Source organism: Variovorax sp. IB41 (genome assembly GCF_016405905.1).
Classification (GTDB): domain Bacteria; phylum Pseudomonadota; class Gammaproteobacteria; order Burkholderiales; family Burkholderiaceae_C; genus Variovorax.
On record NZ_JAEFCB010000009.1, the window covers coordinates 198,502 to 212,780 of the forward strand.

General features: G+C 69.5%; 10 protein-coding genes. 3 read left to right on the forward strand and 7 right to left on the reverse strand.

Translation table 11 applies throughout. The features are described 5' to 3' along the window. Positions 1 to 12 precede the first annotated feature (12 nt). The 5 genes from glgA to JC881_RS18270 all read right to left on the reverse strand — a co-directional run bounded on the left by glgA (position 13) and on the right by JC881_RS18270 (position 9,513). On the reverse strand, positions 13 to 1,488 hold the full coding sequence (glgA, locus tag JC881_RS18250) for a glycogen synthase GlgA (RefSeq protein WP_198787113.1): 1,476 nt from the start codon (positions 1,486 to 1,488) through the stop codon (positions 13 to 15). Between the two features lie 17 nt (positions 1,489 to 1,505). Beyond that, entirely contained in the window at positions 1,506 to 2,822 is a 1,317-nt protein-coding gene (gene glgC, locus JC881_RS18255; protein WP_198787114.1) for a glucose-1-phosphate adenylyltransferase, read from the reverse strand. 79 nt (positions 2,823 to 2,901) lie between these two features. Continuing rightward, the gene (glgX, locus tag JC881_RS18260; RefSeq protein WP_198787115.1) at positions 2,902 to 4,974 is read right to left on the reverse strand and encodes a glycogen debranching protein GlgX; all 2,073 of its coding nucleotides are present in this window, start codon (positions 4,972 to 4,974) and stop codon (positions 2,902 to 2,904) included. Between the two features lie 655 nt (positions 4,975 to 5,629). Next, the gene (gene glgB, locus JC881_RS18265; protein WP_198787116.1) at positions 5,630 to 7,804 is read right to left on the reverse strand and encodes a 1,4-alpha-glucan branching protein GlgB; all 2,175 of its coding nucleotides are present in this window, start codon (positions 7,802 to 7,804) and stop codon (positions 5,630 to 5,632) included. Between the two features lie 5 nt (positions 7,805 to 7,809). Further along, positions 7,810 to 9,513 carry an alpha-amylase family glycosyl hydrolase gene (locus tag JC881_RS18270; protein WP_198787117.1) on the reverse strand — a complete coding sequence of 568 codons (1,704 nt, stop codon included), beginning with the start codon at positions 9,511 to 9,513 and terminating at the stop codon, positions 7,810 to 7,812. 131 nt (positions 9,514 to 9,644) lie between these two features. On the opposite strand from JC881_RS18270, the gene JC881_RS18275 reads away from it, so the two are divergent. Genes JC881_RS18275 through JC881_RS18285 form a run of 3 tightly spaced genes read left to right on the forward strand, consistent with a single transcriptional unit; the run spans position 9,645 to position 12,236 of the window. Further along, positions 9,645 to 11,096, forward strand: a complete 1,452-nt coding sequence (locus tag JC881_RS18275) for an NAD(P)-binding domain-containing protein (protein ID WP_198787118.1) — start codon at positions 9,645 to 9,647, stop codon at positions 11,094 to 11,096. Between the two features lie 22 nt (positions 11,097 to 11,118). After that, the gene (locus JC881_RS18280) at positions 11,119 to 11,646 is read left to right on the forward strand and encodes a CMD domain-containing protein (RefSeq protein WP_198787119.1); all 528 of its coding nucleotides are present in this window, start codon (positions 11,119 to 11,121) and stop codon (positions 11,644 to 11,646) included. Then, on the forward strand, positions 11,643 to 12,236 hold the full coding sequence (locus tag JC881_RS18285) for a peroxidase-related enzyme (RefSeq protein WP_198787120.1): 594 nt from the start codon (positions 11,643 to 11,645) through the stop codon (positions 12,234 to 12,236). Before JC881_RS18280 ends, JC881_RS18285 begins: the two co-directional genes overlap by 4 nt. Here the strand turns inward: JC881_RS18285 and JC881_RS18290 are convergent. Further along, positions 12,231 to 13,310, reverse strand: coding sequence for an NAD/NADP octopine/nopaline dehydrogenase family protein (locus JC881_RS18290; RefSeq protein WP_198787121.1), 1,080 nt, complete (start codon positions 13,308 to 13,310; stop codon positions 12,231 to 12,233). The genes JC881_RS18285 and JC881_RS18290 overlap by 6 nt on opposite strands. Then, positions 13,303 to 14,277: a Bug family tripartite tricarboxylate transporter substrate binding protein gene (locus JC881_RS18295; RefSeq protein WP_198787122.1), complete on the reverse strand. Its 975-nt coding sequence runs from the start codon at positions 14,275 to 14,277 to the stop codon at positions 13,303 to 13,305. The genes JC881_RS18290 and JC881_RS18295 overlap by 8 nt, the downstream gene beginning before the upstream one ends. Positions 14,278 to 14,279: the final 2 nt, after the last annotated feature.

Below are 14,279 nucleotides of genomic sequence, written 5' to 3' on the forward strand. Positions count from 1 at the left end.
GCCGTGCGTGGGTCAGGCGGGGGCCGATGCTTGTTGGTAGACGTCGATGTACTGCGCGGCCGCGGTGGCCCAGTCGGCCGGTCGCCGCATGGCGTTGCCGCGCACGCGCCGCCAGTCGGGCGCGCGCTGGTAGAGGGCGAAGGCGCGGCGCAGCGCGCGTTCGTAGTCGTGGGCGTCGAAGCGGTCGAACACGAAGCCGGTGGCCTCGCCGCTGGCCAGGTCTTCCAGCGTGCTGTCGACCACCGTGTCGGCCAGGCCGCCCACGCGGCGCACCAGCGGCAGGCAGCCGTATTTGAGGCCATACATCTGCGTGAGGCCGCAGGGCTCGAAGAGCGAGGGCACCAGCGTCACGTCGCCGCCGCCGAAGAGCTGGTGCGCGAGCGTCTCGTTGTAGCCGATGGTGACGTTGACCGATTCGGGCGCCGCCGCCGCGCGCTGGCGGAAGGCCTCCTCGAGCCACGCCTCGCCACTGCCCAGCAGCGCGAGCTGGCCGCCCTGGGCGAGCAGTGCGTCGATGCCGCCGAGCACGAGGTGCAGGCCCTTCTGTTCGGTGAGCCGGCTCACCAGGACGAAGAGCGGCGCATCGGGCCGCTCCGCCAGGCCGAGCTGGTGTTGAAGCACCGCCTTGCAGCGCGCCTTGCCCGCCATGTGGCGGCCTTCGGGCGTGTGATAGCCCTGCACCAGCGCGGCGTCGGAGGCCGGGTTCCAGACCTTGTCGTCCACCGCGTTCAGGATGCCGGTGAGCGCGCCGCTGCGCTGGCGCAGCAGGCCATCGAGGCCGCAGCCCTGCTCGGGCGTCTGGATCTCCAGCGCGTAGGTCGGGCTCACGGTGGTGAGCCGGTCGGCGAAATACAGACCGGCCTTCATGAACGAGACCTGCCCGTGGTACTCGAGCCCGTTCATGTGGAAGGCGGGACCCGGCAAGCCCAGGTCGGTGAAATTCCACGGCGCGAAGATGCCCTGGTAGGCCAGGTTGTGCACCGTGAACACGCTGCCCACGCGCGGCCCTCCAGCCTCGCGCGCAAAGGCGATGTAAGCGGGTGCCAGCGCCGCATGCCAGTCGTGCGCATGCACGACCTCGGGCCGCCACGCCGGATCGAGCCCCTGCGCCAGCTGCGCCGCGGCCCAGCCGAGCAGCGCGAAGCGCCGGTGGTTGTCGGCGTAGGGCTGGCGCGCCGTATCTTCATAAGGATTGCCGGGCCGGTCGTACAGCGCCGGCGCGTCGATCACGTAGGCGCGGATCGCCGGCGCGCCGTCGATGGCGATGTGCCCTGCGCGGAGACTGAAGCGCTCGCCCCAGGGCGCGTTGAAATCCGCCACCGGCGCCAGGTCGCGCACGCCGGCCACGATGGCCGGAAAGCCCGGCAGCAGCACGCGCGCGTCCTGCCCCGCGGCCATGAGCGCCAGGGGCAGGGCGCCGGCGATGTCCGCCAGTCCGCCGGTCTTCAGGAGGGGAAAGAGTTCGGCGCTGACCTGGAGGATTCGCATCGTGGATGGTTGCGGCCTCAGGCGGCCAGGCGTTTGAGCATTTCGCGCGTGACCAGCACCACGCCGTTCTCGGTGCGCTCGAAGCGCGCGGCGTCGGCGACCGGATCTTCGCCGATCACCATTTCGTCGGGAATGACGCAGGCGCGGTCGATCACCACCCGGTTGAGCCGGGCGCCGCGGCCCACTTCCACGTCGGGCAGCAGCACGGCCTCGTTGATCTCGCAGAAGGAGTGGATGCGCACCCCCGAGAACAGCACCGAGCTGCTCACCTTGGAGCCCGAGACGATGCAGCCGCCCGAGACGATGGTGTTGACCGTCATGCCGTGCTGCCCGTGGCGGTCGAGCACGAACTTGGCCGGGGGCAGTTGCCGCTGGTAGGTCCAGATGGGCCAGTCCGTGTCATAGATGTCGAGCTCCGGGGTGATCGAGGCCAGGTCGAGGTTGGCTGCCCAGAATGCATCAATCGTGCCCACGTCGCGCCAGTAGGCCTTGGCGTCGGGCCCGCGCGAGGCCCGCGTGACGCACGACATGCCGAAGGGATGCGCCAGCGCCCGGCCCTGCGCCACGGCGCGCGGGATGATGTCCTTGCCGAAGTCGTGGCTCGAATCGGGGTTGGCGTTGTCTTCCTCCAACAGCTGGTAGAGGTAGGCGGAGTCGAACACGTAGATGCCCATGCTGGCCAGCGCCACGTCGGGGTTGCCGGGCATGGCGGGCGGGTCGGCCGGCTTCTCGAGAAAGGCGGTGATCTGCCGCCCGTCGTCGATGGCCATCACGCCGAAGGCGGTGGCCTCCATGCGCGGCACCTCGATGCAGCCCACCGTGCAGCCCAGGCCTCGCTCGGCATGGTCCTTCACCATGATCGAGTAGTCCATCTTGTAGATGTGGTCGCCGGCCAGCACCACCACGTAGTCGTGCGGCGTGGACCGGGTCTGGATGATGTCCAGATTCTGGAACACCGCATCGGCCGTGCCGCGGTACCAGTGCTCGTCGCCCACGCGCTGCTGCGCGGGGAGCACGTCGACCATCTCGTTGAGCTCGGCGCGCAGGAAGCTCCAGCCGCGCTGCAGGTGGCGCATGAGCGAATGCGACTTGTACTGCGTGACCACCGCCATGCGCCGGATGCCGGAATTGAGGCAGTTGGAGAGCGCGAAATCGATGATGCGGAACTTGCCGCCGAAGTACACGGCCGGCTTGGCACGCCGGTCGGTCAGTTGCTTCAGGCGTGAGCCCCTGCCGCCGGCCAGCACCAGCGCGATGGTGCGGCGGACCAGTTGATGGGCTTGCAGGGGGGCTTGTGGCGCCTGCGGGGTGTGCGTGCTGAGCTGGTTGTCCATCCTGTGTCTCCGTTCGTTTGTTGGAATGCGCCGTCAGAGTTTCTGCATCGAGACTAGCACCGCGCCGTGCGCGTGGCTCCTACGTTCTTGCAACCCGGATGCTCGAAAAAGGCACTTCTGCCGCATCGCCGAGCGCCTGTGGCGAGGCGCCGTGGTCCTGCGCGGGATCGGTCGAGAGACAACTGCGCCAGGCGCCCGGGGGCAGCGTGAAATTCACCGTCTCCGCGCCCGAATTCACCAGCACGAGCCACGACGATGCATCCGCGCTTTCGCAGAAGTGGATCGCAAGGGCCGTGCCCGCGTGCCAGTCGTCCGGCGTCATCGGCTGGCCGTCGGGGCGCAGCCAGCGGATGGACGGTGCACCCCCGGACGGATCGGCCGGCCACCAGCGCGTGCTGCGCAGCGGCGCGGCTTCACGGCGCAGCGCCGTGAGCCGCGCGACGAAATCGCTCGTGCGCGCCATGTTGCTCGTGGGGTCGGAGGCGCCGATCCATGCGAGCCAGGTGGTCTCGTTGTCCTGGCAGTAGGCGTTGTTGTTGCCCTGCTGGCTGTGGCCCAGCTCGTCGCCTGCCAGCAGCATCGGCGTGCCCTGCGAGAGCAGCAGCACCGCGAGCAGCGCGCGCTGCAGGCGGTTGCGTTTCGCCAGCACGGCCGCGTCGTCGCTCGGGCCTTCGGCGCCGCAGTTGTTGCTCAGGTTGTGGGCATGGCCGTCGCGGTTGTTCTCGCCGTTGGCGAGGTTGTGGCGCTCTTCGTAGCTCACGAGGTCGCGCAGCGTGAAGCCGTCGTGCGCGGTGATGAAGTTCACGCTCGCCATCGGCGCGCGGCCGTGGTGGGCGAACTGCGTGCTCGAGGCCGTGAAGCGGTGCGCGAAATCGCCCAGGCCCGCCGCGCCGTCGCGCCCTTGCCGCAGCCAGAAGCCGCGCTGCGTGTCGCGGTAGCGGTCGTTCCATTCGAGCCAGCCGGGCGGGAATTCGCCGAGGCGGTAGCCGCCGGGCCCGATGTCCCACGGCTCGGCGATCAAGAGCGTGCGCGAGAGCACCGGGTCCTGCGCGATGGCCGCGAAGAAGGGCGCGCGCGGGTCGAACCCCGTCTTCGCATCGCGCCCGAGCACCGGCGCGAGGTCGAAGCGGAAGCCGTCGACGCCCATCTCGCAAGCCCAGAAGCGCAGGCTGTCCATCACGAGCTGCAGCACGCGCGGCTCGCCGAGGTTCAGGCAATTGCCGGTGCCCGTCCAGTTCTCGTAGAGCGCGCGGTCGTCTTCGCACAGGTGGTAGTACAGGGCGTTGTCGATGCCGCGCATCGAGAGCGTCGGGCCGGCCTCGTCGCTCTCGGCGCTGTGGTTGTAGACCACGTCGATCACCAGTTCCATGCCGCGCGCATGCACCGCGTCGGCCATCGCGCGGAACTCGCTCGCGGGCGTGGTGCCGGGGCGGCCGCTCCAGTAGCGCGCCTCGGGCGCGAACCAGCCGATGGTGTTGTAGCCCCAGTAGTTCGCGAGGCCCATGGCGAGCAGGCGCTGCTCGTCGGCGCGGTGCTGCACGGGCATGAGGCTCAGCGTGGTGACGCCCAGGCGCTGCAGGTGGTCGAGCATGGCGGGCTCGGCGAGGCCGGCGTAGGTGCCGCGCAGTGCGGCGGGGACGCCGGGGTGCAGGTGGGTCTGGCCGCGGACGTGCAGTTCGTAGAGCACGCGGTCGCTCGGTGCGATGCGCGCGTGGCCTGGCGATGCAGCGGCATTCGCGTTCGCCGTCACGCGCGCCTTGAGCGCGACTGCGCCGTTGTCGCGTTGGTCGGGCCGATCGGGATTTGCCGGATCGTGGCCTAGGAACAGGTCGCCGCCGTCGTACCGCCCGACGATCTCTCGCGCATACGGATCGAGCAGCAGCTTGGCGGGATTGAAGCGCTGGCCTTCACACGGCGCCCACGGGCCGTGCACCCGATAACCGTAGACCAAGCCTTCGCGCCCGCTTGGCAGCAGGCCGTGCCAGACGCCATCGGTGCAGGCGGGAAGCCGGAGGCGTTGCTGCTCGTTCTTGCCCGTGCTGTCGAAGAGGCAGAGTTCTACGGACTCTGCGGTGGGGGCTGCCAGTGCGAAGTTGACGCCTTGGCTTGACGGGGTTGCGCCCAGCGGGAACGGCGTGCCTGGGCTCAGCATTCTTGTTGCCTCTGGATTGGTTTCTTTCCCGAGGCCGGGTCTCGCCCCGGCAGGCGACCTACTTTTCTTTGCTTCGCCAAAGAAAGGTAGGCAAAAGAAAGGCGACCCCACTGTCTGCGACCCTTCGCTGCGCTACGGGCAACCTGCGGTGCTCGCGTTTCGCGGGGTCTCGCCGAACTCGCTTCGCTCAGACAGCGGCGAGCCCTTGTCCGCGAAACGCTCCGCTCCTCGGCGCAGCCAGAGGGGAGGGGGCACCGAACGTGCCATCGCGTTGCTCGGCACGAAGGGCGGACACGCTGCGCGTGTCCGCCTTGAATGGCTATGGCGGTTTTTGGGAGGAGACGGGTGGGACCGAGCAAAGCGATGGTCCGACATGTCTTGAACGCCGAGCGCAGCGATGGCGTGCCCGAAAGCCCTTCTGTATGCGCCGAGGAGCGGAGCGTTTCGCGGATCAGGGCTCGCCCTTGTTTGAGCGAAGCGAGTTTGGGCGAGACCCCGCGAAACGTGAGCACCGCAGGTTGCCCGCAGCGAAGCGAAGGGTCGCAGACAGCAGGGTCGCCTTTTCTTTGCTTACTTTCTTTTGGCGAAGCAAAAGAAAGTGAGTCGCCCGCCGGGGCGAGACCCGGCCTCGGAAAGCAAAACGATTCAAGCCCCATCAAACAACCACCCACATCACGGTAGCCAGTGGCGGCACGCTGACAACAACCGAGTCCGCCTTCCCATGCCAGGAGACAGGCGAGCTTTCGACGATCCCGTTCCCCACACCACTCCCGCCATACACGGCACCATCCGTATTGATGATCTCGCGGTAAGCCCCCGCAACCGGCACGCCCAGCCGGTACGAATGCCGAGGCAGCAGCGTGAAGTTGCACACGACGACAACGAACGCCCCATCCCGCGCCCTGCGCACAAAGGCAAACACCGACTGGTCCGCATCGTCATGCACGATCCACTCGAACCCGCCGGCATCGTTGTCCAGCTCATGCAACGCCGGAAAGTGCCGGTACACATTGTTCAAATCGCGCACCAGCCGCCGCATGCCCTGGTGCGGCGCATGCTCCAGCAGGTGCCAGTCCAGGCTGCGGTCCGCATTCCACTCGGCCACCTGCGCGAACTCGCCGCCCATGAACAGCAGCTTCTTGCCCGGATACCCCCAGAGGTAGCCGTACAAGTTGCGCAAGCCCGCGAACTTCTGCCACTCGTCGCCGGGCATGCGCCCGATCATCGAGCCCTTGCCGTGCACCACCTCGTCGTGCGAGAGCGGCAGCACGAAGTTCTCGGTGTGCGCGTACATCAGCCCGAAGGTGATCTGCTGGTGCTGGTGCTTGCGATAGACCGGGTCGGTGCCCGCATAGGCGAGCGTGTCGTTCATCCAGCCCATGTTCCACTTGTAGTGAAAGCCCAGGCCGCCGTGCTCGGGTGGCCGCGTCACGCCGGGAAAGCTCGTCGATTCCTCGGCCAGCGTCACCGCGCCGGGCCGCTCGATGCCCACCACGCGGTTCATGCGGCGAAGGAAGTCGATGGCCTCCAGGTTCTCGCGCCCGCCCTGCGCATTCGGCACCCACTCGCCGGCCTTGCGGCTGTAGTCGCGGTACAGCATCGACGCCACCGCGTCCACGCGCAGGCCATCGACGCCATAGCGCTCCAGCCAGTACAGCGCATTGCCCACGAGGTAGTTGCGCACCTCCGTGCGCGCGAAGTTGAAGATCAGCGTCTGCCAATCGTTGTGAAAGCCCTCGCGCGGATCGGCGTACTCGTACAGCGCCGTTCCGTCGAAATTTCCAAGGCCGTGCGCATCGGTCGGAAAGTGCGCGGGCACCCAGTCCAGGATCACCCCGAGGCCCGCCGCATGCGCGGCCTCCACAAAATGGCGGAAGTCGCCGGGCGTGCCGAAGCGCGAGGTCGGTGCGTAGAGGCCGATCGGCTGGTAGCCCCACGAGCCGTCGAACGGGTGCTCGCTGATCGGCAGCAGCTCGATGTGCGTGAAGCCCATGTCGCGCGCGTAGGGCACGAGCGTGTCGGCCAGCTCGCGGTAGTCGAGCCACTCGTGGCCGTTGTTCTTGCGGCGCCACGAGCCCAGGTGCACTTCGTAGATGCTGATGGGCGCATGGCGCTCGTTGGCCTCGGCGCGGCCCTCGGGCATCTTCACCGCGGCCGGCAGCGGCGCCACCACGCAGGAAGTCTCGGGCCGCAGCCGCGAGGAGAAGGCGAACGGGTCGGCCTTGCGCAGCACCTCGCCCTGTGCCGAAAGAATCTCGAACTCGTAGCTGTCGCCGGTGGCCACGTGCGGCGCGAAGATTTCCCACACGCCGCATTCGCGGCGCAGCCGCATCATGTGGCGCCGGCCGTCCCAGTTGTTGAAGTCGCCGACCACCGACACGCGCCGCGCATTCGGCGCCCAGACCGCGAAGGCCACGCCCTTGACGCCGTCGATCTCGCGCAGGTGCGCGCCCAGCTGCTCCCAGGGCCGCAGGTGCGTGCCCTCGGCCAGCAGCCACACGTCGGTTTCGCCGAGCACGAACGGAAAACGGTACGGGTCTTCGAGGCGCGAGGTGTGCGAGCCCCACTCGACCTGGAACGAATAGCCCAGGCGCGCTTCCGCGGCCGGCACCAGGCCGCTGAACAGGTCGGAGCCCTCCTGCCGCGTGAGCATCGCCAGCGGCCAGCCGGTGCGCGAATGCATCACCGCCACGCTCTGTGCGCCGGGCATCAGCGCGCGCACTTCCAGCCCCTCGCGCGTTTCGTGCGGCCCGAGCACCGCGAACGGATCGCCGTGTTCGGCGCGCATCAGCGCGTGGACTTCGGAGGCGGGCAGGGAGTTCGGCGGCATGGTGATCAGATTTGTGCTTCGTCGTTGGCGGGTGTTCCGAAAAAGACGCCGTAGGGCGCCAGGGCCAGCATGCGCTTATCGCCATCGCCCTGCACGGTGGCGGCGCCGGTCAGCGGATGGCCCGGCAGCGGCAACAGCGCTTCGCGCAATGGGATCGCAACAGGCTCGCTCCCCATGTTGAAGACGGCCTGCAGCGACCGCTTTCCGTCGCGCCGCTCGAACCACAGCACGGGCTCGGGCGCGTCGAAAAATGCAATGCCGCCCGTGCGCAGCAGCGGCTGCGTGCGGCGCCAGCGCAGCAGCGCGCGGCTGAAGGCCAGCATCGAGTGCGGATCGTCGGCCTGGTTGTCGATGGCCAGCGGCAGGTGCGCGCCATACATCGGCAGCCACGGCGTGCCGGTGGTGAAGCCGCCCTGCGGCGCATCGGCCTGCCAGGGGATCGGCGTGCGGCAGCCGTCGCGGCCCTTGAACTCGGGCCAGAAGGCGCGGCCGTAGGGGTCCTGCAGCAGCTCGAAGGGCACTTCGGCTTCGGGCAGGCCGAGCTCTTCGCCCTGGTAGATGCTGGCGCTGCCGCGCAGCGTGAGCAGCAAGGCGAGCCAGAGCCTGTCGCGCCGCGTGTCGGGCGCGCGGCCGTTGCTCCAGCGCGTGGCCACGCGCGGCACGTCGTGGTTCGACACCGCCCAGCAGCCCCAGCCGCCCGTGGGCGCGAGCGCGAGGTCGAGCGTCTCGACCTGGTGGCGCAGGTGTTTGGCGCTGTGCTCGGCCGTCAGCAGGCTGAAGCTGTAGGCCAGGTGCAGGCGCTTGCCGAGCTCGGTGTACTGCGCCATGACGGGCGGCGCGTTCTCGTCGCCGACCTCGCCCAGCGCGACCGCGCTGTAGCCGTCGAGGAGGTGGCGCAGGCGCTCCAGGAACACGAGGTTCTCCTGCTGGCTCTTGTCGTACAGGTGCTGCTGCATCGCATAGGGGTTGTCGGCGCGCACCGTGCTGACCTCGCCGATCGACGCGAGCGAGGCCGGCGGGTTGTCGCGCAGCAGCGCGTCGTGGAACTGGTGGTTGCAGGCGTCGAAGCGAAAGCCGTCCACGCCGCGCTCGCACCAGAAGCGCACCTCGCCGAGCAGCGCGTCCTGCACGGCGGCGCAGTGGAAGTTCAGGTCGGGCTGTTCGGTGAGAAAGCTGTGCAGGTAGTACTGCCTGCGGCGCGAGTCCCACTGCCAGGCCGAGCCGCCGAAGACCGAGAGCCAGTTGGTGGGCGGCGTGCCGTCGGGCCTGGGGTCGGCCCAGACGTACCAGTCGGCCTTGGGGTTGTCACGGGAGCTCCGGCTTTCGGCGAACCACGCATGCTGGTCGGAGGTGTGCGAGAGCACCTGGTCGATGATGAGCTTCAGGCCCAGCGCATGCATGCGCGCGAGCATCGCGTCGAAGTCGGCGAGCGTGCCGAATAGCGGATCGACCGCGCGGTAGTCCGAGACGTCGTAGCCGAAGTCCTTCATCGGCGAGCGGAAGAAGGGCGAGACCCAGACCGCATCGACCCCGAGGCTGGCCACGTGGTCGAGCCGGGCCGTGATGCCGGGCAGGTCGCCGATGCCGTCGCCGTTGCTGTCCATGAAGCTGCGCGGGTAGATCTGGTAGATCACCGCGCCGCGCCACCATTCGCCCTTGATTCCGTCGGCGTTGTCGGTGTTGTCAGTGCTGTCGATGCTGCTGCCCATGCCTGCCCCTGTGGTCGGAATTCATTGTGGCATGCGAGATTCGGGCCAGTCATACGCGCTTGCGGGCGACCGTGCGCGATTCGGCAGGCCGCGAAGCTTTCTACACTGGGCGCTGTTTCCGGCTCCCCCAAATGACATCAGATTCCGTCTCCTCCCTCGCCGTGCTCGAGGCGCGGCTCGCCCAGGACCTCGACTACCTCGGCTTTCCCGGCCGGCAATGGATGCCCGTGCGGCAGAGCGATGGCCAGGCGCTGCTCGACGTGGCCGTGATCGGCGGCGGGCAGGCGGGCCTTGCGGCCTGGGTGGCGCTCGCGCAGCAGGGCATTCGCGCCGTGGTGTTCGACCGCTCGCCCGCCGGCCGCGAAGGCCCCTGGGCCACCACGGCGCGCATGGAAACGCTGCGCTCGCCCAAGGAACTCACCGGCCCCGCGCTGGGCCTGCCGGCGCTCACCTTCCGCGCATGGTTCGAGGCGCAGTTCGGGCGCGAGGCGTGGGCGGCGCTGGACAAGATCCCGCGCCTGCAGTGGATGGATTACCTCGGCTGGTACCGCCGCGTGATGAACGTCGATGTGCGCAACGACACCGCGATCACCCGCATCCAGCCGCTGCCCGATGGCACGGCGGTGCGGCTCGATCTGCGCACGCCGGCCGGCGCCAGCAGCGTGCTGGCGCGCCGCGTCGTGCTGGCCACCGGCCGCGACGGCCTCGGCGGCCCGGCGGTTCCGGCGTTCGTCGATGCGCTGCCGCGTTCGCAATGGGCGCACTCGTCCGACGAGATGGACTACGGCACGCTCGCCGGCCTGCGCGTCGGCGTGATCGGCGCGGGCTCGTCGGCGATGGACAGCGCGGCCACCGCGCTGGAGGCGGGCGCGCGCAGCGTCGAGCTCTTGATCCGCCGGCCCGACCTGCCGCGCATCAACAAGGGCAAGGGCGCGGGCGTGCCGGGGCTCACGCAGGGGCATTTCGATTTGTCCGACGAACGCAAGTGGCGCATCCGCCACTACATCAACGCCCTGAACGTGCCGCCGCCGCATGGCAGCACGCTGCGGGTGTCGGCATTTGCGAACGCTTTCTTCAACTTCGGCTGCCCGGTCCTTGCGGTCGCGCCGCAGGGCGACGCGATGCGCGTCACGACGCCCAAGGGCGATTTCGAATTCGACTTCCTGATCGTCTCGACCGGCTTCAAGGTCGATTGGCCGAACCGCCCCGAGTTCGACGCCATCGCTGCCCACATCCGCACGTGGAAGGACCGCTTCGTGCCCGCGCCCGGCGACGAAGACCAGGAGCTGGCCGATTCACCCGACCTCGGCCCGGTCTTCGAATTCCAGCCGCGCACGGCGGGCGAGTGCCCGGGGCTCGATCGCATCCACTGCTTCTGCTACCCGGCGGCGCTCTCGCACGGCACGGTGTCGGGCGACATCCCCGCGATCAGCGACGGTGCCAAGCGCCTTGCGAGCGGCATCGCGAGCCTGTTCTACCGCGAGGATTTCGACCACCACTTCGCGAATCTCGAAGCCTACAGTGAGCCCGAATTGTTCGGCGACGAGTGGACGCCCGCGCCGCCGCCCGGCGAGCGCAGCTGAACCTTCTTCTTCAAGGACCCGCATGACGAATCTTTCCGTGGCGCTGCCGGCCATCGACGTGGTCGATCACGCCGTGCCCCTCGCGCCGAACCAGCCGACCTGGGCGCTGCGCCAGCGCCGCGACAAGGTCGTGGCCGCCACCCAGAGCAGCCACGACGCGATGTTCTCGCACGCGGTGGAGGGGCTGACCCGCACCGAGCGCCTGCTGGTCGCGCTGCATGCCTGCCGCGTCTCGAACGCGCCGAACCTCGCCGCGCACTACCGCGAGGAACTGGCGGCCGAGAACGCCGACGCTGCGGTGGCCGATGCGGTGGAACGCGGCGACATCGACTCGCTCGCCGATGCGCGGTTGCGCGCGATGCTCGACTTCGCGGGCAAGCTCATCGCGCGACCGATCGATGGCGACCGCGCCGCCCTCCAGGCGCTGGCGGTGCACGGGCTCTCGACGCCCGCGCTCGTCGCGTTGAGCCAGCTGATCGCCTTTCTCTCCTACCAGGTCCGCGTCGTCGCGGGGCTCAAGGCGCTGGCGGCCGCGGAGGCTTCGGCATGACGCTTCCGATCCGCGTCCAGGGCTTCACCAACGAGGTGCTCAAGTGGAAGCCGTGGCTCGACACGGTGAATGTCGAGACTGCCACGCCGGCCCAGCTGGCCGCGCTGGACGAGATGAGCCCGCAGGCGCGCAGCTCGCCGTATTTCCTCGTGCTCGCGCACCAGCCGGAAATCCTGCTGCAGCGCTCTATCGCCTTCAACGCGATCATGTTCGCGCCGGGCGGCATGCCGCGCGCCGAACGCGAGCTGGGCGCCACGGTGGAGTCGCGCGTCAACGGCTGCGTGTACTGCGCCTCGGTGCATGCGCAGCGCTTCGAGCAGCTGGCCAAGCGCAGCGACGTGATCGAACAGGTGTTCGAGGCGCCCGCATCGGCCGGCACCACGCCGCGCGAGAAGGCGATCGTCGCGTTCTCGATCAAGCTCGGCGCCGAGCCGGACACGGTGTCGGCCGAGGACGTTCGCGCGCTGAAGGCTGTGGGGCTGGACGAACTGGAGATCCTCGACCTGGTCCATTCGGTGGCCCTCTTCGCCTGGGCCAACCGGCTGATGCTCAACCTGGGCGAGCCGGTCTTTCCCGCGGACGGGTCATAGGCGCGCGAGCAGGCCTTCGACGGTTTCGCCCGTGAGGCCCAGCGGCGCGAGCAGGTCGTTCTGCGCGCGAAAGTCGACGCCGTTGACCAGCGAAGCGGCATCGACGATGGTGCGCGTCGCGGGCGTGGGCACGCCGGCGATCTGCCCCAGCGCCTCCACGAAAGCCAGGCCGTAGGGCATGTCCTCGGTCACGTAGCGGGTGTCGGTGCGCACCGGCCCGGGCGGGCCGCCGCGCTGGGCGTGCAGTTCGGCCGCGATGTCTTCGAGCCGCGCCGACGCGGTGCCGAAGGAGCGCGCGAAGTGTTCCTCGATGGGGCCGAGCGCGATGCCGAAGGCCTGCGCCACGGCGCGGCGCTCCCGGTCCAGCGCCTCGATCGCGCGCGACACGCCGGGCGTCATGCAGTGGTACTGCGGCCAGTTTTCCGCGCGCTCGATGCGGGTCCAGTTGAAGACCGCGAGCGGGCCGTGGGACTGCGGGTTGACGTTGGCGAGCGCGCTCGCGAGCACGCTGTCCTGCGGGAAGAAGCCATCGCCGAACAGGGCGGTGCAAAGCGTCACGGCCTCTGCGACGTTCGCGCCCGGCAGCGCCGAGACGCCGACGGCCTTGCGCCGCGTCATCACCCGGACCTGCGTGCCCGATTCGCGGCGCGCGGTCAGCACGGTCGTGCCGAAGCTCGCGACAGTCACCTGCTTGCCGGCGCGCCGCGCGACTTCGTGAAGATAAAGAGACGACAGCGAGGCCATCGAGCTGACGATCACGGTCTGGCCGTCGCGCAGGGCGGGCAGGAGCGCGTCCATCACCGCCTTGTGGCCGTTGACCGGCAGGGCGAGCAGCAGCACGTCGGAGGCGTGACACAGCTGCGCCGCGTCGTCGGCCACCTCGACCGTCACGGTGCAGGGCTGCACGCCGGCGGCTTCGAGCGGCTGCGTGCGCAGGGCCTCGGCGCCCTGGCCGCCCGGCGACCAGAGCGTGACGCCGTGGCCCGCCTGGCGCAGCCATGCGGTGCTGGCGAGCGCGATGGCGCCGGTGCCCGCGATACCGACGCGGTACTTTTCCGTGGAAGCCTCAGTCAACCTTGATTCCGCCTTGCTTGATCACTTTCGCCCAGCGCTGGCTGTCTTCCGTGACCACCTTGCCGAGCGCCGCCGCGTTGCCGCAGGTGTTGACCGCGCCCAGCTGGGCGAAGCGCTGCTTGGTCTCCGGCAGGTTGCACACCTCGACCAGCGCGGCGGAGAGCTTGTCGATCGCCGCGGCCGGCATGCGCGCAGGCGCCATCACGCCCACCCACACCGGCACTTCCATGCCCGCGAGGCCCGTGGCCTCGCCGACGGTCGGCGCTGTGCCCATGCTGGGAAGCGCCGCGCGCGAGAAGGTGCCGAGCACGCGCGCCTTGCCGGTCGCGACCATGGGCTCGATCGAGGCGACGCTGGTGACGATCGTCGCCACCTGCCCGCCCAAGAGGTCGGTGAGCGCCGGCGCCGCGCCGCGGTAGGGCACGTGCAGCAGGTTCACGCCGCTCGCCTGCGCGAGCAGTGCGCCGGTGAGGTGCGACACCGTGCCGTTGCCGGTCGAGGCGTAGGTGACCTGGCCGGGCCGCGCCTTGGCGTCGCGCAGCACGTCGGCGATGGTCTTGTAGGGGCTTTCGGCGCGCACGGACAGCGTCATCGGCGTGTCGGCGACCAGCGCCACGGGCACCAGTTCGTGAACGGGGTCGTAAGGGAGCTTGGCCTGCAGGTGGGGCGCGATGGTGACCGCGCCGCCCGTGGCCAGCAGCACGGTGGCCCCGTCGGTCGCCTTGGCCACCGCGTCGGCGGCGACGATGCCGCCGGCGCCGGCCTTGTTGTCGATGATCACCGGCGTGCCGAGCCTGTCTGTGAGCTTGGCGCCCAGGTAGCGGGCGATGACGTCCTGCGCGCCGCCGGGGGCGAAGGGGACGACCATCCGCAGGGGCTTGTCGCTCGCCTGCTGCGCCCACAGCGGCGTGGCGGTGGCAAGGGTGGCCGCGAGGCCCAGGGCGAGGTGTTTCCAGAGCAGTTTCATGG